Source organism: Methanolobus tindarius DSM 2278 (assembly GCF_000504205.1).
In the GTDB taxonomy this organism is placed as follows: domain Archaea; phylum Halobacteriota; class Methanosarcinia; order Methanosarcinales; family Methanosarcinaceae; genus Methanolobus; species Methanolobus tindarius.
In genome coordinates, this window is the sequence record NZ_AZAJ01000001.1 from 1,590,373 (window position 1) to 1,612,540 (window position 22,168).

Consider the following 22,168-nt stretch of genomic DNA (forward strand, 5'->3'; position numbering starts at 1 on the left):
ATTACTCTGCATCTAATCATTTAGCCAACAATTTTGTTGTAGTTGTTGTCAAAATCTGTTACGATACCTGTCACAATCTATATTTATAGCAACGGCATAGATATGCAACCAAAATAATCGAAGATATAGATAATCACTTTATTTAATGGAGTATTCACACAATGTCAGAACAATCTGCTCATTCAAAATATGAATTTAAAAAATCACTGGAGGAGCTCCGTACCAAAAAAGGACGTGGTACCGAACTTATCTCTCTGTATATCCCCCCCACAAAGCAAATATCAGATGTCACATCCCAGCTCAGAACCGAGCACGGCCAGGCTGCTAATATTAAGTCCAAAGTTACACGTGATAATGTGCAAGGTGCGCTTGAATCCCTGCTTTCAAGGCTCAGGTATGTGGAAGTTCCTGAAAACGGTATTGTTTTCTTCACAGGTGCTGTTGACATCGGTGCTAATAAGACCAACATGGAAACGCGTATAATTGAGCCGCCACAGCCAATTGTAACATACAGGTATCATTGTGATTCCGCATTCTTCCTCGAACCGCTTGAGGAAATGCTCAAAGATGCAAAGACATACGGTCTTCTTGTACTTGACAGAAGGGAAGCAACAGTCGGTCTTCTTGTAGGAAAGCGTATAGAATCTCACAGAAATCTGACTTCAACTGTTCCGGGAAAACAGAGAAAAGGAGGTCAGAGTGCTCACAGGTTCCAGCAGCTCAGGCTTATTGCAATTCATGATTTCTACAAACGTATTGGAGACGCTGCAAGTGATGTTTTCCTTACAATTGACCACAAGGACTTCGAAGGTGTACTGATAGGTGGTCCTTCCCCTACAAAGGAAGAATTTGAGTCCGGAGAGTTCCTGCACCACGAAATACAGAAAAAAGTGCTTGGTCTCTTTGATGTAGCATACACCGATGAATCAGGTCTTTCTGAACTAGTGAACGCTGCCAGTGAAAGGCTTTCAGATCTGGACCTTATGGTTGAGAAAAAGCTCATGCAGCGTTTCTTTGCAGAACTGGTTTCCGACTCCGGCAAGGCAGCATATGGAGAGGCACAGGTACGTGAAAATCTGAATATCGGTGCAGTAGAGATCCTTATGATATCAGAGGGTCTCAGGGCCGAAAGACTCACTCTTAAATGTCCTAACGGGGATTACGAGGGTGGAATAACCCGTAACTTCAAACCCGGAGAGGAAGATACTTCTAATATTCCTTGTCCTGTGTGCGGTTCAAATGTAGAATTACTAGAAAGAGTGGATATTGTTGATGAACTTTCAGAACTTGCTGACCAGATGGCAACACAGGTGGAATTCATATCAACTGATTTCGATGAAGGTTCCCAGCTTCTGAATGCATTCGGTGGAATTGTAGCAATCCTAAGATTCAGTACTGGTGTCTGATCTAATAATAATGTAGGTGTTATTTTGTTTCTTGAATTTAAAAAACAGGTTGAAGAAGCTCTGAACCATGCCCTTGCTTCAATTGGATATGAAGCAGATGATCTAGGACTTGAGCCTTCACAGCATGCAGATATTGCTTCAAAGGTAGCTTTCAAGCTGGCTGCACAGGCAAAGTGCAATCCAAAAGAACTTGCTGATAAAATAGTCGCTGCAGTTGAATTACCTGAAGGTTCCCTGATAGGGGATATCAATCCTATTGGTCCTTATATCAACATAAACGCAAGCCGCAGTTACATTGACAATACTGTAAAATCTATCCTTGAAGAAAAGGAAGCTTTTGGTGGTAATTTCTGCGAAGGTAAGATTCTTCTTGAACACACTTCTGCTAATCCAAATGGTCCACTTCACGTTGGTCACATACGCAACTCAATTATTGGTGACACACTTGTCAGGATTCTCAAAAAAGCAGGCTATGAAGTTGAGACCCAGTACTATGTCAATGACATGGGTCGCCAGATTGCAATAGTTTCATGGGCATTCTCTCTTTTTGAGTTTGACACATCCAGAAAGCCTGACCATGCGATAGCAGATATTTACATCAAGGCTAATGCATTGCTAAATGAAGAACCTGACAAGGTTGCAGAAATTGACAAACGCATGCAGCTTGTGGAAAGCGGTGATGAGGAAACCATTAAGAGCTTTGATGAAGCTGTGGAATTTGCAGTAACAGGCATCAAGCAGACTCTCCTGAAAATGAACGTCAGTCATGACAGTTTCCCTCATGAGTCTAGTTTTATCCGTTCCGGTGCAGTTTCCAGAATCGTTGAGGAAATCAAGAACACAGGAAGAACCGCAGATGACAACGGTGCTCTTGTAGTTGACCTTGAAGATTATGGTTTTGAAAAGACTCTTGTTATCCAGCGTAGTGACGGAACTTCCCTTTACACAACACGTGACCTTGCCTATCATGAATGGAAAGGCGAGCGTGCAGACAGGATGATCGATGTTCTGGGTGCAGACCACAAACTCATATCAGGACAGCTTAAAGCAACCCTTAATGCAATAGGCAAGAAAGAGCCTGAAATTGTTATTTTTGAATTCGTTTCACTTCCGGAAGGTTCCATGAGCACCCGCCGTGGAAAATTCATCTCAGCAGATGACCTGCTTGAGCAGGTAGAACAGCAGGCTTATGCAGAAGTTGATAAACGCAGACCTGAAATGGAAGATGAGTTCAAAAAGGAAGTTGCCAGCATGGTTGGTATCGGTGCTGTAAGGTATGATATTGTGAAAGTCTCACCTGAGAAGTCCACTGTTTTCAACTGGGAAGAAGCACTTGACTTTGAGAAACAGGGAGCACCTTTCATTCAGTATTCACATGCAAGGGCATGTAATATCCTCAAAAAGGCAGAAGAGGAAGGCAAGTGGAATCCTGCAGAGGAAATTGACCCCTCACTTCTTACCGAGGATACCGAGATTGACCTTATCAAGAAGATGGCAGCTTTTGACAGCATAATTGATGTCTGTGCAAAAGATTTGAAACCACACACAATTGCAATCTATGCCAGAGAACTTGCAGATGCATTCAATCAGTTTTACAGGTTCGTACCTGTTGTAAGTGCTGAAGAGGATGACATCAGGGCAAGCAGGCTGGCTCTTGTGAACTGTGCAAGGATAGTCATTGCAAATGCTCTTGATACTCTTGGTATCGGGGCACCTGAATCAATGTGAGAAAGTGAGTCTTTCTCATATCATTTCTTTTTTTGAAAATAGAATCAAGTTTTTAACTCTCATTTTTTAAGGTCAAATACCCATCTGCTTATTCCAGGTGCTACATTTCCACATCTTCGGTAGAAAAGAACCTCAACTCCCATATCCTCATATTTCTCAATGAGTTCTGGAATCTCCTCTTTTGGTTTGAAGGTGTAGAAATGAATAAATCCTCCATCTTTTACTAGCGGAGAAATCGTTTCAAGAAAATGATCCATACCATAAGGTGTCGGGATTATTGCCCTGTCAAACTCGGTTTTTAGCAAATTTGGTATGCTGTTGGCATCAGCATTGATAATATGTATCTTATCTTCAAGTTTATTGAGTCTGCAGTTCTTTGTAAAAGATTTGCAGGCAGCCCCGTTCATTTCCACTGCAACAATACTGTCAGCAGACGCAGCAGCAGGTATGGCAAAAGGTCCGACTCCGCTGAAAGGGATAAGTACTCTTTCTCCAGGTTTCACCATTGAAGCTACTCGTTTTCTCTCGTAAGAGAGTCTCCCGTTAAAAAAAGATTGTCTCAGGTCTATTTTATAAGAGAACCCAAACTCTTTGTGGATGGTTTCTGTGCTTTTTCCTGCAATAATCTCAAAATGTGCAACTCTCCTGTTGCCTTCAAGTTTCGAGACCTTATTCAGTACATTTTTGATATTCTGCATTTTTCCCATGATAGTTCTGGCTATATCTTCTTTGTAATTAGCCAGTTCTTCCGGGATAGATACAACGGCAATATCACCTACAATATCAAAACGGTTGGGTAATTTTTCAAGCTCTTTTTCAGGGATAATCCCTTTCAAATCATCCTTAAGACTCATTTTTCTGTCATTTTGCCCTAACGCAATTAAGGATTAAAAGTATTGGCTTAATAACTGGTTTTATTCACCGGAATGACCGGGAGTTACTTTCTTTTCAAGCATTGTAAAAGATACATCTATCAGAATTGCAAGCATGATGGCAGGTATTGCGCCTGCCAGAAGAGTGCTTGTATTGTATCCTATTAGTCCCTGGAATATGATCTCCCCTAGACCACCACTGCCGATGAAAGCTGTGAGCACTGCAATACTATTGGCAAGGATTCCTGCAAACTTGATTCCTGCAAACATGGCAGGATATGCATTTGGGAGTCTTATGTGCCTGTGTATCTGCCACTGGCTCAGACCCACACCTTCTGCATAATCTATCAATGCGGGGTCTACGTTGCTCAGTCCAATGTAGGTATTTTTGATTATTGGAAGCAGGGCCCGCAACATTATTGCAACAAGCGCGGGGGTAAAACCGATTCCAAGGAACGGGACCATTATAGCAACAACAGCAAAACTTGGAACTGCCTGAACAAGGTTTGCAAATTTCATTATAACAAATTCCAGTTTCCTGCTGTAAAGTGCTCCAAAGGCAAGTGGTACTGAAACTACTATACTTACAAAAAGAGTGGTGTAGACAAGGACTATGTGTTCCCATGTAGCATCAAGCACAGTTTCAAGGACTACCATGTTCCGTACCTCTCATGGAGTTTTTTCTCGATTAAACCCGCAAAACCGTCCAGTAAAACGGCAAGTAGTCCAGTCCATAGTCCTGCAACAAGAATTGCATCTTTCTGGTAAAGCTGGATGCCATTCTGCAACACGGTTCCAAGTCCACCTGCTGCAACAAGCCCTCCAAGAGTCACAACACCCATGCAGAACACAAGTGCAATCCTGATCCCCCCTGCAATAAGTGGAAGTGACATGGGAATTCTCACTTTCAGCAATGCCTCCCTGGGAGAAAGTCCGATTGCCTGAGCAACATATGTGTATTGGTCATCTACATTTTTCAGTCCTGTGTAGGTATTTCTCGCAATTGGCAGTATGGAATAGAGTACACATGCAGCAATAGTAGGGCCCGCTCCAAGTTTTAGTATTGGGAGAAGAAGTACGATGAGTGCCAGGTCCGGAATTGTTTCAACAATGTTGAGGAAATTAATTACAGGATTTGCAGTTTTAGGTTTCATATAGATGAAAACACCAACTGAGACTCCAATTATTATTGAGAGGAGCAGGGCTATGCTGAACATATGCAGATGCTCAATTGTTCGCATAGTCATAAGATGCCTGTTCCAGACATCTGCTATAACCTGTATTGACAACATAGTCTGTTCTCCATTTTCACTTCATCAGATAAGTTTCAGCAAAACCTCATCGGATACAAGGATACCTACCGGATATTTTGAATTCATAACAATTGCAAGGTATTCTCCACTGTTTTTCATCTCAGATAGTGCAAAAGCGACAGAATCCATTGGTTTGAAAGTTTTGACAGGTTTTGCAAGTTCACTCAGTTTTTCTTCCCTGTCTCTGCATTTCATAAGTTCTACAATTTCCACCTGTCCCAGAAGTTCATTCCCGGCAAATACAAAAGCAGTTTCAAGCTCTCTTTTTGTCATTTCATCAACAGCGTTACAGGCTTCAGTTTTAGAATCAAGCACATATTTCTCCTCAAAAGGAGACATAAGATCTTTGACTTTGAGGGTATCCATATGCTTGAATTTACGCTGGTTGTCAACGATATCAGAAACAAGCTCGTTTGCAGGATTGAATATAAGTTCTTCAGGAGGACCTACCTGCACAAGTTCTCCCTGATCCATTATTGCAATCCTGTCTCCTAGCACCAGAGCCTCCTCGATATCATGGGTCACAAAAACGATTGTACGGTTAATCTCATTTTTTATTTTTAAAAACTCTTTCTGGAGCTGCTTTCTTAATATAGGATCCAGTGCACCAAAGGGTTCATCCATCAAAAAAAGAGGTGGATCCATTGCCATAGCTCTTGCAAGTCCTACTCGCTGCTGTTGTCCGCCACTAAGCTGCTTCGGATAGCGGTTCATGAACATATCAGGAGGGAGTGATACAAAGTCAAGCAGTGTCCTCACACGTTCTTCTATATCTTTTTTGCTTTGTTTTTCAAGTTTGGGAACAAGCCCAATGTTCTCTCCGATCGTCATATGGGGAAACAGGCCGATATTCTGTATCACATAGCCAATATTACGGCGAAGCCGTACAGGATCAACATCTTTTGTATCAATTCCGTTGATAGTAACCGAACCTTCATCCTGTTCTATCATGCGGTTTATCATACGCAGGGTTGTAGTTTTTCCTGAACCACTTGGTCCGATAAGTATCAGGAGTTCCCCGCCGATTATTTCCAGATCAAGGTCTTTTACCGCGAATCCTTCACCATATTTTTTGGTTATTCCTTTGAACTGGATAGACTCAATCCTGTCAAACAGTCTTTCTGTTTGCATGTCAATACCCGGAGATTAGATAATGATATCAAAAAAGTGAGGGATTTATTCTCCCTCAATAATTCCTTCATCGACAAGGAACTGGTATGCAATGTCCCTGGGTTCCTTTTGTTCAATGTCGAACTGATAGTTCAGCTGCCTCATTGTGTCGGTGTCAATTGCACCGTCAAGTTTCCTCATTGCAGTAATTGCATCAGGATTCTCATCTGCAAACTCCTCTGTAACAATAAGAATTGCATCATAAGGTGGCAGTGCATTCTTATCATCTTCAAGTACCCGAAGTTCAAACACCTCATTTCTGGTATCTGTAGTGTAAGCAGAGATTGCATTGACTTCGTCATTTTTGATGGCTTCATACATTACAGTAGCAACAGCCTGTTTATAGTCCATGAATTCAAAGCCGTATACCTCAGTGATACGTGGCAATCCGTCTTCACGTGTAGCAAACTCAGGATCCGTGCCGATAGTCATTTCAGCGGCATATGGTTCAAGGTCACTTATTTTTGTAACATTGTTTTCAGCAGCCCAGTCTTCTTTTACTGCAATGGCATATGCATCCTCAAAACCAAGGTTGCTTACTATCATTACTCCGTCCTGCTCCATGAGACCTTCTTCGGTCATGTTGTAAACGACCTGCTTGTCCCAGTCATCAAGTTGTTCAAGACTGAGTATCTGGCTGTAAGCAGTACCTGTGTATTCGGCATATGTGTGTATCTGGCCTGCCTTCAGAGCTTCATAGTTTACAAAAGTGCCACCAAGTCCCTGTTTTACATCAGTTTCATATCCTGCGTCTTCAAGCACAATAGCAGTCATATGAGCAAGAATATAGGATTCCTGGAAAAGTTTTGAGCCTATCACAATGGTGCCTTTTTCCATCTGGGAATCAGCTCCGTCATCCATGCCTGTGTCTTCCTGCATTTCTTCTGCCTCTTCAGCGCAGCCGGCTGCAAAGAGAGCCATAATTACAACTAAAAGTATTAAAATAGTCTTCTTCACGTTTAACACCCCGAAAATCGCTTGTTATCCATAACTGTAATTTGATAACGACTTCCCAATAAGAAAGATGAAGTGGATTTTTTATAAATGTATCTGATTTTCAGGGAGTTGACTTTAGGTGTCTTTAATTTTGAAACTTAAAGCTTAAAACTTAAAATTGAAAGTTTAAATCTCACAGAAATTGTTCTTTAATTTCTCCGTAAGCTTGATATTTTCTGAGTAATCCACAGGAACATCCAGCAGCCAGACACCACCTGCTTCCAGAGCCTCGGCAAGCTTTGGTTTTAACTCTTCAGCTTTTTCAAGTCTCACACCTTTTGCACCAAAACTCTCTGCCAGTTTAACAAAATCGGGATTTGTGAAATCAATTCCCATGGTTTCGTTGAAAGCCTTTCTCTCGTGCCATTCGATGAGTCCGTATTTTGAATCATCAAAAATTACAACAACAAAATTGCATCCAAGTCTTACAGCAGTTTCAAGGTCCTGCAAGTTCATAAGGAAACCACCGTCTCCTGCAATTGCAACAACCTTCTTTTCAGGTTTAATCATGCTGGCTGCAATAGCACCTGGAAGTGCAAATCCCATGGTTGCAAGTCCGTTGGAAATGAAAACAGTATTCGGTTCGTATGCAGGGAAGAGCCTTCCAATCCATAATTTATGGGCACCTACGTCACTGATGAGTATATCTCCACGGTCCATTGTTTCCCTAACATCTGAGAGTATCTTTTGTGGTTTCATTGGGAAAGACATGTCTTCAGCATAATCTTCAATTTCGGCTTTCATTCTGCTGCGGACTTTCTGGAACCTTTCATGCATTTCCTTTTCAAAATCACATTGTTGTCTGAGGTTGAAAAGTGTCTGCCTGATGCTTCCAACTAGTAGTATATCAGGAATATATGTTTCATCAATTTCTGGATGGTCTGTATGGATGTGAATTATCTTCTTTGATTTTTCAGGGTTCCAGAATTTAGGTGTGTATTCGACATAGTCAAAGCCAACACATATTACAAGGTCAGCCATTTCAAAACCACACATTATGTGGTCATGGTCCTTGATTCCCATTGAACCCAGATAATGGCAATCATCGGCAGGGATTGCACCTTTTCCCATGAAAGTGGTAGCAACAGGAAGTCCTGAGAATTGAACAAGTCTTCTAAGCTCAGCAGCTGCATCTTCTCTGAAAACTCCATTGCCTGCAAGGATTATTGGCATTGAGCTTTCCTTTATCATCTTTGCAGCTTTCTTAAGCTCACTTTCATCGAGAAGACTCACATGTGGATAGTTCTTTTTTAATATCGGTTCTTTAGATGTTTCTTCTTTGGCAACATCTTCCGGAAGCTCAATATGTGTGGCTCCCGGTCTGTCTGCTGCAATATCAAAAGCTTTGTGGACTATTTCGGGAATAAAATCAGGTCTTGTGATTTTTGAATTCCAGGTTGTGAATTGCTTGAAAGCTGTTACAATATCGATATACTGATGCGATTCCTTGTGAGTTTTTTCAAGGGCAGACTGTCCCGTGATTGCTACCAGTGGTGCCCTGTCAAGCTGGGCATCTGCAATTCCTGTTATAAGATTTGTGGCTCCCGGTCCAAGTGTTGCAAGACAAACACCTGGTTTGTGTGTGAGCCTTCCATACATGTCTGCCATAAAAGCAGCACTCTGCTCATGTCTTGTCGGGATGAATTTTATCTTTGATTTTCGGAGTGATTCGGTAAGGTCAATCGTTTCCTCTCCCGGAACTCCGAATATGTATTCTACTCCCTCGTTTTCAAGACATTTCACAAAAAGATCGCTTGCTTTCATTTTAGTACACCTTCATGGATTTCACGTTCATAAATTCCAGCATCCCATGGCGGTACATCTCCCTGCCTATTCCGCTTTTTTTCATTCCTCCAAAGGGAAGTCTGGGATCAGATGACACGATGTTATTGACAGTTATAACTCCGGCTTCGATGTGTTTTGTCATCCTCATGGCTCTGTTTTTATCCCTGCTCCAGATGCTGGCTCCAAGTCCAAATTCTGTATTATTTGCTATTTTAATAGCTTCTTCCTCATTATTGAAAGTTATTATAGGTGCAACAGGACCAAACGTTTCTTCCATAACAACAGGGGCATTTTCGTTGATATTGCTGAGGATAACCGGTTTGTAAAAATATCCTCTTTCATCTGTTCTGCCTCCTTCAAGAATTGTTTGTGCACCCGATTTCATACTTTGTTTAATCTGCTCTTCCAGACAATCGATTTGAATTCTACTCGCCATTGGTCCCATATCAGTAGCAGGGTCCATAGGATCTCCAATTTTGAGATTTTGCACATGCGTTGTGAATTTCTCCGTGAAAACGTCAGCAATTTTCTCATCAATCAGTAAACGTTTGGCTGCAATACAGCTTTGTCCGCAGTTCTGGAATCTGGCCATGACTGCTGCTTTAGCAACTTTATCGATATCTGCATCTTCTAGAACTATCAAAGGATCGCTTCCTCCAAGTTCAAGGATGAACTTCTTGATGTATTTTCCTGCGGCTTCTGCTACCTTTTCTCCAGCAGGACGACTTCCTGCAAAAGAAACAGCATTTATTTCCTCCCTTGAAATCAGTGAGGATGCAGTGTTGCCATCTATTAGAAGTGTCTGGAAAATTCCTTCTGAAAAACCAGCTTCAATGAAAATATTCTCAATTTCAAGGGCACACATGGGAACGTTACTGGCATGTTTCAGCAGTACAGTATTTCCGCCGGCAACAGACGGAATACCAAATCTCAGTGCCTGCCAGAATGGAAAATCCCATGGCATTATACTGAGTATAACACCTGCCGGTTCGTAAACATACCCGGAGGTTTCAGCATCTGTTTCCACAAACTCTGATGCCAGAAAGCTTTCAGCATTCTTGGCAAAGTAATCACATGTCCATGCACACTTTTCAATTTCTGACAGTGCCTCCCTTATAGGTTTGCCCATTTCTTTTGTGATAAGCTCTGCAAGCTCTTCTTTTCTGCTCCTCAGAACTTCACCCACACATTCTATGGAAAATGTTCTTTCACAGAGAGGTTCGTTTTTCCATTGAGCAAATGCTTTTCGGGAATCTCCTATCTTTTGATTAACAACCTGCTGGGAATTAAGATTGAATTCCCCGTTTAATTCTCCTGTTGCAGGATTAATAGACTTTATTTTCCCCAATTGGAACTCCTCTCTCTTATTATTGGAATAAAGGCTTTAAACAGCCAGATTCTTTCTTTTATATAATAGTTGGCATGATATATAATTGCTTAGAAAGCTACTCTTTAAATATGAAATCTAAATCTGAACTTTACAGGAATTGTTTTAAAAAATAAGTTTTATAGAATTATCATGGAAATCTCAGAAAATGCTTTTCTCATTGCACCATGTGGCATTAATTGCAGTGTTTGTATGGCATATCTGCGTGAAAAGAATAAATGCCCCGGATGCAGGGGGCCTGATGATAAAAAATCTATAAGCAGAATCAAATGCAAGATAAAGAGATGTGGGACTTTTCAGGACAGTGAATCTCATTTTTGTTTTGAATGTGACAGCTTTCCATGTGCGAGGTTAAAACGTCTGGATAAAAGATACCGGGACAAATATTATACCAGCCTTGTTGGAAACCTGAAAACTATCCAGGAATCAGGTATTGAGCTGTTTTTGCAGAATGAAAAGAGTAAATGGATATGTTCTAAATGTGGCGGTACAATTTGCATGCATGAAGGTTATTGTTATAGTTGCAAGGAACCATATGAAAAATAGGTGTTCTCATTATGAAAAGATAAAGACTATAGAACCTGATAAAGCAACCTATATTATTTGCCTGAACTCATAGATTTGTAGAAGCTATTTAAAATCAGAATACATACTAATTGTAGAATCGAAATTGATTTTTTATGAAATAGTTCTTTGACATTATGGGGAGTAAATCATGAAATTAACCAAACTGACACCGAATTTTGCTGTAAAGGATATAAGAAAGACAGTTTCATATTATCAGGACATTCTGGGATTTACGGTTTTGATGGCTGTTCCGGAAGACAAGAGTGGAATTGATAACGAGCTTGATGGAAATAATACTTATATCTATGCTATGATGGACAGGGATGGAGTTGATTTACAATTCCAGCGTTCAGATAGCATTGGAGAAGATATTCCACCCCTTAAGGATGTAGAACAGGGTGCATCTGTATCTTTTTATATGGGAGTTGAGGGCATTGATGAATTTTATCAAAATATAAGATCGAAAGTCGATGTTGTAGTAGATCTGAAAACAACATGGTACGGGATGAAGGAATTTTACATAAGAGACTGCAATGGATACATTTTAGCATTTGCAGAGAACAGCAATGAGTAAGTAAATTTCTCTTTGAACCAGAGAATTTAGTTTATCAGGAATCTAATGTCATCTATAGATATCATTGAGACAAGGACTTTAAAAGATTAGCACAATCCCAGAGGGTGTGAGTAAATCTTTGTTTCTTTCATTTTTCTTTTTTATTTTTCAATTACGAAAACATGAATATGATCTTTTGGAAAGATATATCACAACCTTGCCAAATGGTTCTAATGAGGTATTTTGGTAGGGCTAAGTAGAGATGGGAATATGAGTGATATTGAAGTTATAGACCTGAATCCGGATAATATTTCAGAATATGGTGTGTGCGGTTACAAAGACATAAAGAAGCATCTTGAACTCAGAAAAAAGATAGACTGGTTCAATGAATATTATCTGAAAGGTCTGAGGATTAAAGCTCTGCTCTCTGAAAATGGACTGTACCAGGGAATGCTTGAGTATATTCCAGGTGAGTATGCACACAGGCCTGTAGATACTGATGGCTACATGTTTATCCAGTGTATTTTTGTAGGATTCAGAAATGAGTTCAAGGGCAAAGGTTACGCTTCCCTGATGATAGATGAATGCATCTCAGAGGCAAAAAATGAGGGTATGAACGGAGTTTCTGTTGTAACCAGAAAAGGCTCATTCATGGCTAAAAAGGATATTTTCATCAAGAAAGGGTTTGTTGAAGTTGACAACGCCAAACCCGATTTTGAATTGCTGGTTCTGAAATTCAACGAGGATGCACCAAATCCTAAATTCAAGAACATGGAGCAACAACTGGAAAAATACAAAGAAGGACTTTATGTTTTACGTTCAGCCCAGTGTCCTTATACTGAAAAGAATGTGAATGCCATCATTGAGTCTGCAAAAGAGGAATTCCGGATTGATGTCACCCTAATTGATCTTGAAGGACACAAAGATGTTCAAAATTCTCCATGTGCTTTCGGGACTTTTTGTATAATCTATGATGGAGAAATCATCAGTCATCATCCGATTAGCAATAAGCGATTTATGAATATCATGAACAAGAAAATGAAAAAATGAGAGTTCTCAGTTGTTTTCGTTATACATTTCACGTAGGAAATAAATTCCATTTTCAGCATATCTATTACAAATCTTATTTGCTATCTCTTTTTCTTCTTTCTGGTATAATGTGCTGATAATAAAAAGGATATTCTCTTTTTCGTAGTCGTCTAAATATTCTCTATCTTTAATCAACACCCAGAACAATTCGCCACATTTTCTAGGCTCTTCATTCATAAATCTTGTTAAATTCTCAATAAATGAATATGAATCCCAATATGGCCCAACATAAGGAGCTCCTTCTTCCAGCCAGTGGAATAAATTATCGTCTAATTCGTCAAAAATTACTAACCAAGCTGTGAGTTTTCCTATAGTTTTCTTATTTGAGTCTTTATTAATTTCAAATAGAATTTGCCAGAGATTTTTAATTTTAGATTTATACTTTTCTTTAAAGTTTTTGGAATTATTCTCAAAGAAATGTATAATCATTTCATGTGTTTGCTTCTTTTTTAAGAGGATACTAATTAGACTATCATCTACTTCAACAGATTCCCATCCTTCTGCATATGCTAGACAAATGTGAATAATAATTTTGTCATTTATTCTCTTGGAATTTTCATCCCATTTTTGCAATATGTTAGAATAAATTTCTACATTCTTAAGTAGATGATATAGGTTATTGTACACTGTAGAACTTAAAAAGTATCCATCTAATGCTGCTAAAAAGTGTTTCGGTTTTTCTTGTGGAAAGATGAGTAAAATGTTATCTTTTATCCATTCCTCATCTAGATATAAACAATTTCCAATATATTGCCCCAATATTGTGTGCACTTCTAAAGATTGCTTATCTTTTAATTCATAACAAAAAACCGCCTTAATGTCATTGTCCCATTCCTTCTTATTCTCCACTCTTGCCACTCTTAGCGAATAGTTTATCATTGCTTCAAGTAGCTGGCCTTTGGTGCTATTAAGAACAAATGTAACGTAATCATCAACAGTAAATTCGTGAGAACCTACGTTCGTTTTCATCAAGAGAAGTATTTCTTTTGCTAAAGGCAAGAATTTTTCATCAAATGCATGTTTGTCTGATTTCGTCCCATCTTTAATAAGCCTGCATGCCTGCCCAATAAACCACTCATAGTAATTGAACTCTTCTTTGTTGTCTATTAGTTTTATATCGTTCTTTAGAGTATATTGAATATATTCCAAGACATTGTTCCAGTCAAATGATTTCCCGTCTTTCCATGCTTGAGAAAAGCCTTGTAGAAGAAAATAACGGTATATCATTGGAACTTCTTTATATACATCAAGTTCGTCACTAAATCGATGTGGATTTTCTATGACTATTTTTTTAAATGTATCGGCTAATCCCATTATAGTAGGAGCCCTAAAATTATTTTTTTGTTCTTCAAAGCTCTCCAAGTATTCAGATATTTCTTTACTTGTCATCTGGTTCATTTCTACTTCTTGCAATGGGCTCTCTTCACCCCAAAGAGCTTCTGTATAAGTAATAAAACCAGGATGTTCAATTGTTTTTGGACTCAATTCGTTGTATACCTTATATTTTTCGAGGACATTTTCATTTTCAGAGTCAAGTAAAGTCAAATACCACTCTTTCTTTAGACGAGCTTCATACACTTTGTCACTTTCGTCCAAGTATTCAACTTTTATTTCCTCTATCCATTCAACAACTTTGTTTATCTGTTCTTGATTGAATTCTGTTGCGTGATTACTTAATAAATCGTAAAGTTCATGCTTGCATGCAAGATTTTTAATTGGATTTTCTATACACCAAAACAAATCATTATAGTCAGTATATCTTTTGTTTATTACGAATAATGCCATTCTTTTTAGGATTGCTAAGTCATCATCTATCCATTCTTCTACAAATAATCTAAGTTTAGCAGAATCTAATTGAAAAATCGATTCTTTTAAAAAACGTATAATAATTGCTTCATATTGATGTTTTAATATATTCTGATCAGAGTCTTCAATTGTTTCAACAATAAATGAATGCTCATTAACTTTGCATAAATCCCTAATTTTGCCAAGAAGTAATCGGACAATGTCTATCCCTAATATGTTGGTAATTACTTCACAGTTTTTACTAACAAGGTCCTCAAGCCAATAATCTTCAATTTTAGAATTAACTATACAAACGAACTCTTTTTTATCAATATTGAATTCTGTTACTACTTCAAGAAGACTTAATAATATCTCTTTATTTTTATCAGCCACCAGCTTTGGTATAAGAATTTTATTAATATCTGAAGCAATAGGAGAGTTAAAAATGCCAGAAATTAAAATATCCTTTATAAATCCAATGTGCTCTTCTATTATTTTTTCAGAAGGTAAAGCACATATGATTTTAAATACTTGATAATCTGTTTTTGAATTAATAATTATATCTTTCTTCTCTTCACGATGGTCTATAATTTTTTTGATGATATCAATTATTAAATCGATATTTTCCTCTTCTGAAGCCAGCACTATCCTTTCTAGATAGTTTAATTCACTCCAAAATGGAAAGCTGTATCCATTTCCATCTGAACTGAGTATGGGTTCAGGATTATTTGTTGGGTCAAAAAATCCTGCTTCTCTTAATGGTTTAAGCCAGCTTTGATGATTTAATTTCGTAAAAAAATAATGTTCTCTTGCCCCGGTTTGCAATAAATTTGGCAAAGCATTTATTATATCCTTTGAAGGCTCCTCTTTTTCAAGCAAGTCATCAATTCGATCTAAAAATCGATAATAGCTCCCAATTAGTTTGAATAATATGTTCTCGTACCTAGACCAGATATCTTGGAACATTTCGAGTGGTCTTGGACTTTTATAGGCTCCATGTCTATGTGCAAATTTATGAAATTGGGAACTGCAAATAATCCACTCTCTCAAAAGATTAGAATTCGAATCTATACTTAAAGCATTGCAAACAGATATTACATGATTACTGATATTATCAATCTTGTCTATTCCTTTAGCTTCTAGTTCTGAATTTATTTCAGCTTTCAAAACTTTAATTTCATCCTTAGAGATAGTCTTATTTTTGTCAAGAATTTCTTTGCTTGCAAGTATATCTCTCAGACCACCATCAATCTCCCGTGCAATATGTGCCAATAAGTTTGATTTTGTCTGAATCTGTTCATCATTAAGAATTCTAATTCCATCCAAGTAAAAAGCGGCAATTTCATCTCCTATTTCTCTTAATCGCCTGTATATTTCTTCTTGTTTTGGATTAAGTGAATCCAGACTAATCTCTGCTTTTTCCGTAGTTTCCACCTTCAAAAAACTCAGTTATCTTTCACATCAGCTTCACAGCTTTAATGTTCATAAATTCAAGAAAACCATGTCTTGAAAGCTCTCGACCCATTCCGCTTTTCTTAACTCCACCAAATGGCAGGCATGCCTGCGGTGTGCAGAATGAGTTCACCCCGACCATTCCGGTTTCCAGTTCTGATGCAACTCTCATAGCCCTGTCACGTTCCTGGCTCCAGACACTGGCACCAAGTCCGAATTCGGAATCGTTTGCAAGTTCGATGGCTTCATCCTCTGTTTTTACAGTAATAATCGGTGCCACAGGTCCGAAAGTTTCCTCTGTCATGACTTTCATGTCTCTTGTAACTCCGCTGAGAACGGTTGGAGAATACATGAATCCCTGACTTGCCATTCTTCCACCCGGGATAAGAGGGTTTGCACCTTTTGATATTGCATCTTTAACCTGATCTTCAAGCACAAGCATTTGCTCATTCCTAACCATTGGTCCGATGTCTGTTTCAGGGTCCATTGGGTCGCCGATTTTCAGGTTGAGAGTTCCCTCTGCAAACTTTTCTGTGAACTTCTCGGCTACTTCTTCCATGACTATAAAACGCTTGGCTGCAATGCAAGTTTGTCCGGTATTGATGAAACGGCTTGGAACAGCAACTTTTGCAGCCATCTCGACATTTGCATCATCAAGGACTATGAACGGGTCACTTCCACCAAGTTCCAGCACGAATTTCTTCATGTTATGGGCAGCGAGTTCGGCAACCTTCTGTCCCGCATCGTGCCCTCCTGTGAATGATACGGCTTTCACTTCATCTCTTGAAATAAGTGAGGATGCAGTCTTTCCATCAACTATCATTGTCTGGAAGACACCTTCAGGAAATCCAGCTTCAAGGAAAATGTTCTCAATCTCAAGAGCACACAGGGGAACATAGCTTGAATGCTTGAGCAGCATTACATTTCCGCCAGCCAGCACATGTGCTGCTGCACTTAAAACCTGCCAGAACGGGAAATTCCAGGGTTTGATTGCAAGAACCGCTCCCATTGGTTCATAGTGGATCATCTGGTCGCATGCACCTTCTTCCGCAGGCTCAGGTTCAAGCATTTTCTCGGCATTATCAGCAAAATAATCAAACATGGAGGCACACTTTGCAACCTCAGGAACAGCCTGCTTCATGACTTTTCCCATCTCAGTGGTGATGAGTTTTCCATACTCTTCCTTATTTTTCCGCAAAAGCTCAGCAAAGTTCTTCAGAAGCTCATTACGCTCAGAAACATCAGTCCTTTTCCATTCCTCAAACGTTTGGGCAGATTTTTTGAGCATCCGGCTCACCTGTTCATTGGTGTGCATTTCAACTTCACTGATAACTGTACTCGTTGTAGGGTTGATGGATGAGATTGTGGTCATGATATTCCTCTGATGCTATAATGATTGGAATCTTACATATTTGCTATTGTTGAGTCTGTGATTAAAAAGTGAGAGCTACTTTTTATATTGTTCATTATGGAAAAAATCCTTTACATAATGTATCAATATCTATTCTTTTAGACAACTTTATCAGACACAATCCTCTGAATTTATTTGCAATATTTGTATGATGATTCCAGAGAATGTTAATTACATCTAAACGGTTAAAATGTCTGCGAAGATATTAAAAAAGTTGCCTTATGTGGAAAAAGTTGGTTGTTACAGGTATCGGAGGACAATACGTTTCTCCACCACAAGGCAGTAATAAACGATGGCAGCGATAAGTGAAATGCCTGATAGAGGGTGGTGTAGATCACAGATGGTTGGTTGGTATTATCCGTGTAATAATCCCTCTATCAAACTAAATTGAAGCATATTAATCATATGATCCCGTACCACCTGGTTTTGTTATATGATTAATATACGTTAAACCCATTCCCCATGCGTTTAATCCCATACTCCATTTCCTTCATATGTTTAGCAAGTTATATCAAGTAACTCCATTTTTATTCATAATGGCATATGAAATAATAAAGGCATAATTTTATTTAACGGCGTTAACATGTAATCTGAAAAACACTCTATAAATTCTCTTGTTAATCTTACATCATAGCTATCTGGACAACACTCAGATACTTCTTCATAATCGTATAAGCTATGGACTTTCCAATCCATAATTTCCCCTGCTGCATCCTTCTCATTTTACTCATTTCTCCTAAAATTTGTAAAGCTTCAAGAGCCACGGGGTCATTGATATAACAACTGTCAGGAACCCTATTATCTGAAAAAAAGATGATGGGTATCTTTAGTTTTCTATGCAGGTCAGTTGGTAGTTTACTTCCCAGTTCTTCCAGTATATCCTTATCAAAGACATGTTCCTCTCCTGATTTTGTTCTGGATACAGGTCTTTCTTCTGTTAGTAGTTGGGCAAGGCTTTTACGTTCAGAAACAAGTCCATCGTTTAGTTTTCCTACTTCAATTCTCATCCAACGCATAAGGATGGAGTCATCAGAAACTGGAATTCTGCCGGACATAATATTCAATTATTCTATGTGACTTTTAATTGAAATTGGTTTTGAGTATTTTTATTTGCATATGCAGTCGGGAAATAATTTAAAGCTGTAGTTTCTAAAGAATATAATAATCTTATTTACAAATTCATAATAGGAATCAAAATGCCTGAAAGATCACAAGTATTTGAAACATCAATACAAAAAGTCAAAGCGGCTGTCCTTCAGGCTTTTGAAAATGAAGATGTTAAAATATTCCTCTTTGGTTCAAGGGCAAAGGGAACTGCTCACAGCACATCCGATATTGATATTGGAATCCTGTCGTCGGGTTGTTTTGACAGAAAAAAGATAACTGCCTTGAGAGCAGAATTAGAAGAGATGAACATCCCCTATACTGTGGACCTTGTAGACCTTTCCACAGTTTCTGAGGATTTCAGGCAGCAGGTGCTTAATGAGGGAGAAGTATGGAAAGGGAAAGGCAGTGTAAACTCGGAATGAAAGCAAAGGTTGCAAAAAGAGCCCTTGAAACTCTTCAGGAAATAATTGATGAACCATACTCCGTTATAATCAGGGATGCAGCTATACAGCGTTTTGAATACACTTTTGAAGCTATCTGGAAACTTGTAAAAGAGTATCTGATTGAAAGAGAAGGTGTGATATGCAATTCCCCAAAATCATGTTTCCGTGAAGCTTTCAAAATGCATCTCATAAATGAGGATGAGAGCATGCAGGCTTTGTACATGACCGATGACAGGAACATGACAACTCACACATATCACGAGGATGTTGCAGAAGATATATACAAGGAACTTTCAGGATATTACGCCCTCATGAATAAGATTTACACAAGCATAGTTACAGAATGCCTATAATCGCCCCATCATTTTCTCTCTAATTGTCTGTTTAATCAGATAGCAATCATATTAGTTCGTCAAGATGGTCAAACCTGAGTTTATAGTAGGTTCCCCTTCCGGTTCTTCCAACCTGAACGAAAATCTTTTTCTGAACAAGATCCTGAAGATCACGTTTTGAGGTTGAAACACTCAGATTACATAATTTCTGGTGTTCTTTATTAGTTATCTTTCCCATCTCACGTGCAAACTTAATAGCTTCCAGCTGGCGATCTTTCAGTCCTGTCTGGATGTATTTTCCAATGGTTCCGTAATCACGACTGATGTTAAGCACTGCGTTTTCAACCCTTGATACTTTAAGAGCAAGTCCGTAGAGATAATATTCCAGCCATTCATTTATATCTGGCTTACTGTTTCCTCTTCCTTCAAGTTTTTCAAAATAGTCCCTCTTTCTCTGGTTAAAGAACTCTTCAACGGTAAACAGCTTTTTTGCTTCCCTGAAATTCTGGGAAAGCATATAGGATGAAATACTTGTGGCAATGGTGCAGCTTCCTTTTTCAAAAGGATGCATCCTGTAAAGCTCAAAAAGAACAATGCCTGCTTTCAGTGTTGGGAGTATATTTTCCGATTCCTCACCGTATGCCCATTCCAGCAGGTCCCGGATGCAATATCTCACTCTCTCCGGTTCCATAAAACCTTCTGCAATGGTAGTGCGGTATTTTCCTAACTCATCATCAGGAACAATATCTTTCATGGCTATTTTGTGGAGTGTGAATATCGTATCCTCAGTAATTTCATCATAATCCATATCCTGCAGGTATTGATTCATTTCCAGGAAGTTCAGTACCTGTTTCTTGTCGGTCTCATCCCCAAAAATATCCTGACCGTTCACGAGTTTTGTAACCTGCCTGATGGAAAGTCCGTTTTCTTCAAGACTTGTAGCATGGTATGTAAGTCTGAAAACATTGTTGATCTGCAATCTCCTTTCCCACGCTGGTGGTACATGTGTGTTGAGAATTATCTCTCTTGCTGCATGTATTCGTGCAAGTAGTCGCACTATTCTGTCGTTATACTGGAAATCAGGCTGGTACATGCTTAATGTCTCCGTTTTTGACCATTGATTGACTGGCCGAATATAGGCTAAATATAAATTCTTTGACTACGACTTATAAGTATGGATGCCATGGACGACCTGAATACTACAGCAGAGAAGATAAAGACGATGGAGATAAGAGGTGCCGGAAGAATTGCAGTTGCAGCTTCTGCAGCACTCAGGGACTATGCAATGACACTGAAATCATTGCCAATGAGCGAGTTCAATGTCAAACTGGAAGAAGCCGCTAAGATACTTGTGGACACAAGACCAACAGCAGTCTCACTTCCTAATGCAGTTGCTCTTACAAAAAGGCACAGCGCCACAAACGTCTATGACGCTATCGATGAGATAAAGGCAAATGCTGAAAAGTTCATAACAAATGCGGAGCAGGCACTTGGTAAGATGGGAAAGATAGGTGCTGAACGTATTCATGACGGTGATGTCATCATGACACACTGTAATTCCCACGCAGCACTTTCTATTATTAAAACTGCTTTTGATCAGGGCAAGGATATTTCAGTCATTGCCACAGAATCCAGACCCCGAAGACAGGGTTTTATCACAATCAGAGAACTGAATGATTATGGAATTCCTACAACTCTTATCGTAGATTCAGCTGTGAGACTGACCATGAAGGAGGTTGACCTCGTAGTAGTCGGTGCAGATTCAATTTCCATAAACGGAGCACTCATAAACAAAATAGGTACTTCCCAGCTTGCAATGGCAGCTCAGGAAGCCCGCAGGAATCTGATTGTTGCTGCAGAGACCTATAAATTCAGCCCTCGCACTCTCCTTGGTGAAATGGTGGAAATTGAGGACCGCTCCAGTGATGAAGTAATAGATGCTGAGATTCTCAAAGAGCTTCCAAACGTAAAAGTCAGGAATCCTGCTTTCGATGTAACTCCGGCAGAGTATATTGACCTGATTATCACAGAAGTAGGCGCTTTCCCGCCTGCAATGGCTTTCACAATTCTCAGGGATTATCTGGGTCTTGATATTGAAGTTTGAGTATCATAAATGGGCTATGTAGAAATCCTGTTTCAGGATTAACACAACTGTTGATTTATTTTATTTCCACATAAACAACTGGCAATCTAAATACAAAGTAACCACCCGCCGAAGGCGGCACATTCCAATCCCTGCACAGAGAAAATTGCATTCATGCCTGAGAATTCTACAGAAGGCACGCAAAGAAAGTATTCCACTGCAACATGTCAATTATTTGTACGACATGATGGGAAAACGCCGGCTTCGCCGGACCCTTCGGGTTAATTCTAATTTTCATAAAGGTTTTGCCTTTCAATTTTAATGTCAGGATTTATACAGAGTCCAAAAATAGAATTTATAGATTGTTTTCTGGAAAATCTCAGTCTTTCCAGTTCCACCATTTTAGAAGTTCAGGATCATGCTCATCATTAGATGCAAAATAAACTGCACATCTAAAAACATAAAGCATGCATCGATCTACATGCATCCCCTGAAAATCGCACAATTGCCGGTAGAGATTTTCAGGGTCTCTGTTTTTAAGTTCAGAAACACCGCGGATTCCAAGATTCCAGAGGTCATCAGCAATCTTTTTCCCAACACCGGGGATTATCATGAGTTCTTTAGTAACGGTTTTATAGTTCTCATTTTCAGTGTTGGAAGTTTCATTCTTTTTTGTATTCATCATGACT

Annotated in this window: 20 protein-coding genes; 8 read left to right on the plus strand and 12 right to left on the minus strand. The window is 39.1% G+C overall.

Annotated elements, in window-relative coordinates:
• Positions 1 to 161 precede the first annotated feature (161 nt).
• Positions 162 to 1,406 carry a peptide chain release factor aRF-1 gene (gene prf1, locus METTI_RS07730; protein ID WP_023845259.1) on the plus strand — a complete coding sequence of 415 codons (1,245 nt, stop codon included), beginning with the start codon at positions 162 to 164 and terminating at the stop codon, positions 1,404 to 1,406.
• Positions 1,407 to 1,430: 24 nt separating this feature from the next.
• Positions 1,431 to 3,134, plus strand: a complete 1,704-nt coding sequence (gene argS / locus METTI_RS07735) for an arginine--tRNA ligase (protein ID WP_023845260.1) — start codon at positions 1,431 to 1,433, stop codon at positions 3,132 to 3,134.
• A gap of 59 nt (positions 3,135 to 3,193) precedes the next feature.
• On the opposite strand, the gene METTI_RS07740 is transcribed toward argS, so the two are convergent.
• The 7 genes from METTI_RS07740 to METTI_RS07770 form a co-directional block, all read right to left on the minus strand.
• Entirely contained in the window at positions 3,194 to 3,988 is a 795-nt protein-coding gene (locus METTI_RS07740; protein WP_023845261.1) for a class I SAM-dependent methyltransferase, read from the minus strand.
• Positions 3,989 to 4,048: 60 nt separating this feature from the next.
• Entirely contained in the window at positions 4,049 to 4,663 is a 615-nt protein-coding gene (locus METTI_RS07745) for an ABC transporter permease (protein WP_023845262.1), read from the minus strand.
• The gene (locus tag METTI_RS07750; RefSeq protein WP_023845263.1) at positions 4,657 to 5,298 is read right to left on the minus strand and encodes an ABC transporter permease; all 642 of its coding nucleotides are present in this window, start codon (positions 5,296 to 5,298) and stop codon (positions 4,657 to 4,659) included. Before METTI_RS07750 ends, METTI_RS07745 begins: the two co-directional genes overlap by 7 nt.
• 24 nt (positions 5,299 to 5,322) lie before the next feature.
• Positions 5,323 to 6,450, minus strand: coding sequence for an ABC transporter ATP-binding protein (locus METTI_RS07755; RefSeq protein ID WP_023845264.1), 1,128 nt, complete (start codon positions 6,448 to 6,450; stop codon positions 5,323 to 5,325).
• Positions 6,451 to 6,495: 45 nt separating this feature from the next.
• Entirely contained in the window at positions 6,496 to 7,446 is a 951-nt protein-coding gene (locus METTI_RS07760) for a glycine betaine ABC transporter substrate-binding protein (protein ID WP_245596098.1), read from the minus strand.
• Positions 7,447 to 7,611: 165 nt separating this feature from the next.
• Entirely contained in the window at positions 7,612 to 9,249 is a 1,638-nt protein-coding gene (locus tag METTI_RS07765; protein ID WP_023845266.1) for an acetolactate synthase large subunit, read from the minus strand.
• A 1-nt stretch (position 9,250) separates the two neighbouring features.
• Entirely contained in the window at positions 9,251 to 10,618 is a 1,368-nt protein-coding gene (locus METTI_RS07770) for an NAD-dependent succinate-semialdehyde dehydrogenase (protein WP_023845267.1), read from the minus strand.
• Positions 10,619 to 10,789: 171 nt separating this feature from the next.
• Here METTI_RS07770 and METTI_RS07775 point away from each other — a divergent pair, with 171 nt between their 5' ends.
• The 3 genes from METTI_RS07775 (at position 10,790) to METTI_RS07785 (ending at position 12,827) form a co-directional block, all read left to right on the plus strand.
• Positions 10,790 to 11,203 carry a DUF3795 domain-containing protein gene (locus METTI_RS07775; RefSeq protein ID WP_023845268.1) on the plus strand — a complete coding sequence of 138 codons (414 nt, stop codon included), beginning with the start codon at positions 10,790 to 10,792 and terminating at the stop codon, positions 11,201 to 11,203.
• A gap of 169 nt (positions 11,204 to 11,372) precedes the next feature.
• Entirely contained in the window at positions 11,373 to 11,798 is a 426-nt protein-coding gene (locus METTI_RS07780; protein ID WP_023845269.1) for a VOC family protein, read from the plus strand.
• 249 nt (positions 11,799 to 12,047) lie between these two features.
• On the plus strand, positions 12,048 to 12,827 hold the full coding sequence (locus METTI_RS07785; protein ID WP_023845270.1) for a YoaP domain-containing protein: 780 nt from the start codon (positions 12,048 to 12,050) through the stop codon (positions 12,825 to 12,827).
• A 6-nt stretch (positions 12,828 to 12,833) separates the two neighbouring features.
• On the opposite strand, the gene METTI_RS07790 is transcribed toward METTI_RS07785, so the two are convergent.
• The 3 genes from METTI_RS07790 to METTI_RS07800 form a co-directional block, all read right to left on the minus strand.
• Complete coding sequence (locus tag METTI_RS07790; protein WP_023845271.1) at positions 12,834 to 16,085, minus strand: hypothetical protein; 3,252 nt, start codon at positions 16,083 to 16,085, stop codon at positions 12,834 to 12,836.
• A gap of 22 nt (positions 16,086 to 16,107) precedes the next feature.
• The gene (locus METTI_RS07795; protein ID WP_023845272.1) at positions 16,108 to 17,475 is read right to left on the minus strand and encodes an NAD-dependent succinate-semialdehyde dehydrogenase; all 1,368 of its coding nucleotides are present in this window, start codon (positions 17,473 to 17,475) and stop codon (positions 16,108 to 16,110) included.
• Between the two features lie 662 nt (positions 17,476 to 18,137).
• Positions 18,138 to 18,569 carry a DUF61 family protein gene (locus METTI_RS07800; protein WP_023845273.1) on the minus strand — a complete coding sequence of 144 codons (432 nt, stop codon included), beginning with the start codon at positions 18,567 to 18,569 and terminating at the stop codon, positions 18,138 to 18,140.
• A gap of 141 nt (positions 18,570 to 18,710) precedes the next feature.
• Between METTI_RS07800 and mntA the strand changes: the two genes are divergently transcribed.
• Positions 18,711 to 19,043 carry a type VII toxin-antitoxin system MntA family adenylyltransferase antitoxin gene (gene mntA, locus METTI_RS07805; RefSeq protein WP_023845274.1) on the plus strand — a complete coding sequence of 111 codons (333 nt, stop codon included), beginning with the start codon at positions 18,711 to 18,713 and terminating at the stop codon, positions 19,041 to 19,043.
• Positions 19,010 to 19,417 (plus strand): HI0074 family nucleotidyltransferase substrate-binding subunit, encoded by a 408-nt coding sequence (locus METTI_RS07810; protein WP_023845275.1) that lies wholly within the window; start codon positions 19,010 to 19,012, stop codon positions 19,415 to 19,417. The genes mntA and METTI_RS07810 overlap by 34 nt, the downstream gene beginning before the upstream one ends.
• A gap of 46 nt (positions 19,418 to 19,463) precedes the next feature.
• Here the strand turns inward: METTI_RS07810 and METTI_RS07815 are convergent, their stop codons facing one another.
• The gene (locus METTI_RS07815; RefSeq protein WP_023845276.1) at positions 19,464 to 20,489 is read right to left on the minus strand and encodes a Fic family protein; all 1,026 of its coding nucleotides are present in this window, start codon (positions 20,487 to 20,489) and stop codon (positions 19,464 to 19,466) included.
• Between the two features lie 90 nt (positions 20,490 to 20,579).
• Here METTI_RS07815 and METTI_RS07820 point away from each other — a divergent pair, with 90 nt between their 5' ends.
• Entirely contained in the window at positions 20,580 to 21,500 is a 921-nt protein-coding gene (locus METTI_RS07820; RefSeq protein WP_048135941.1) for a ribose 1,5-bisphosphate isomerase, read from the plus strand.
• A gap of 358 nt (positions 21,501 to 21,858) precedes the next feature.
• Here the strand turns inward: METTI_RS07820 and METTI_RS07825 are convergent, their stop codons facing one another.
• The gene (locus tag METTI_RS07825; RefSeq protein WP_023845278.1) at positions 21,859 to 22,164 is read right to left on the minus strand and encodes a helix-hairpin-helix domain-containing protein; all 306 of its coding nucleotides are present in this window, start codon (positions 22,162 to 22,164) and stop codon (positions 21,859 to 21,861) included.
• Between the last annotated feature and the right edge of the window lie 4 nt (positions 22,165 to 22,168).

Coding starts and splice junctions, on each gene's coding strand:
- METTI_RS07755 (WP_023845264.1), bottom strand. CDS start 6,450: ATGCAAACAGAAAGACTGTTTGACAGGATTGAGTCTATCCAGTTCAAA.
- METTI_RS07765 (WP_023845266.1), bottom strand. CDS start 9,249: ATGAAAGCAAGCGATCTTTTTGTGAAATGTCTTGAAAACGAGGGAGTA.
- METTI_RS07820 (WP_048135941.1), top strand. CDS start 20,580: ATGGACGACCTGAATACTACAGCAGAGAAGATAAAGACGATGGAGATA.
- METTI_RS07825 (WP_023845278.1), bottom strand. CDS start 22,164: ATGATGAATACAAAAAAGAATGAAACTTCCAACACTGAAAATGAGAAC.
- METTI_RS07740 (WP_023845261.1), bottom strand. CDS start 3,988: ATGAGTCTTAAGGATGATTTGAAAGGGATTATCCCTGAAAAAGAGCTT.
- METTI_RS07775 (WP_023845268.1), top strand. CDS start 10,790: ATGGAAATCTCAGAAAATGCTTTTCTCATTGCACCATGTGGCATTAAT.
- METTI_RS07795 (WP_023845272.1), bottom strand. CDS start 17,475: ATGACCACAATCTCATCCATCAACCCTACAACGAGTACAGTTATCAGT.
- METTI_RS07815 (WP_023845276.1), bottom strand. CDS start 20,489: ATGTACCAGCCTGATTTCCAGTATAACGACAGAATAGTGCGACTACTT.
- prf1 (WP_023845259.1), top strand. CDS start 162: ATGTCAGAACAATCTGCTCATTCAAAATATGAATTTAAAAAATCACTG.
- METTI_RS07750 (WP_023845263.1), bottom strand. CDS start 5,298: ATGTTGTCAATACAGGTTATAGCAGATGTCTGGAACAGGCATCTTATG.
- METTI_RS07745 (WP_023845262.1), bottom strand. CDS start 4,663: ATGGTAGTCCTTGAAACTGTGCTTGATGCTACATGGGAACACATAGTC.
- METTI_RS07810 (WP_023845275.1), top strand. CDS start 19,010: ATGGAAAGGGAAAGGCAGTGTAAACTCGGAATGAAAGCAAAGGTTGCA.
- METTI_RS07780 (WP_023845269.1), top strand. CDS start 11,373: ATGAAATTAACCAAACTGACACCGAATTTTGCTGTAAAGGATATAAGA.
- METTI_RS07785 (WP_023845270.1), top strand. CDS start 12,048: ATGAGTGATATTGAAGTTATAGACCTGAATCCGGATAATATTTCAGAA.
- METTI_RS07800 (WP_023845273.1), bottom strand. CDS start 18,569: ATGTCCGGCAGAATTCCAGTTTCTGATGACTCCATCCTTATGCGTTGG.
- mntA (WP_023845274.1), top strand. CDS start 18,711: ATGCCTGAAAGATCACAAGTATTTGAAACATCAATACAAAAAGTCAAA.